This is a genomic window from Streptomyces rubiginosohelvolus, assembly GCF_014649875.1.
GTDB classification, from domain to species: Bacteria; Actinomycetota; Actinomycetes; order Streptomycetales; family Streptomycetaceae; genus Streptomyces; species Streptomyces rubiginosohelvolus.
This window is the reverse complement of the sequence record NZ_BMTW01000024.1, coordinates 45990-46674: the sequence shown is the minus strand read 5'-3', so window position 1 is coordinate 46674 and position 685 is coordinate 45990. Positions and strand designations below refer to the sequence as shown.

Sequence of the window (685 nt, the reverse complement as noted above, 5' to 3'; positions counted from 1 at the left end):
CTCCGGCCGGGAGGAGCGCGAGACGGCGCGGGCGGCGGCGGGGCCCTACGAAGCCGACCACCCGCGCGTCGGCGGTGTCCGCGTGGCGGACCTTGCGCCTTAACTGCACCATCTGGAGAACAGCTATGTTGCAGGGCGACCGAGGGCATTCGACAACCGCCAGCCCGACGAACACCCCTACCTGTCGCGCATGGCTTCGATCTCGGCAGCCAGCACGGCCACGTCGCGTGCCCGAGTGAAGTACTCGCTCGCGTACTCGTTGCTGATCGCCGGAAGGACCTTCTCGAACACCCCCACCAACCTGATCAAGCCCTCTCGGGCCGGTTCGGGCAGGGGGCCCTTGAGGACACGGGACACATAGCCGGCAGTGTCAGCGTCGAGCATGACCATGTCCTGGTCTTCAACGTCCAGGCCACGGAACCCTCTCGGGAAGGGCATGGCCCAGTACACGCCATTCATCTGCGCGAGCGCGTCGAGCTTCCTGTTAATCACGCGGAGATTCTGCCAGGGCCACCCGCGCGGTGAAATGTCAGTCGCCTTACGTGGAGCGCTTCAACACGGTTCACCAGATGATGCAGTCAACACACCACACGGTCCGGCCGCCGAACGGGTACGCGCTGCGGCCGGGCTTGGCCACGATGCCCTCAACACCCTGCGACTGGAGCGTCTCGTACCACTGGAGGGC

Annotated in this window: 1 protein-coding gene; it reads right to left on the bottom strand. The window is 66.0% G+C overall.

Annotated features, from left to right (window positions below):
• Positions 1-177: 177 nt before the first annotated feature.
• Positions 178-492, bottom strand: coding sequence for a hypothetical protein (locus IE134_RS32820; protein WP_189432623.1), 315 nt, complete (start codon positions 490-492; stop codon positions 178-180).
• Positions 493-685 lie beyond the last annotated feature (193 nt).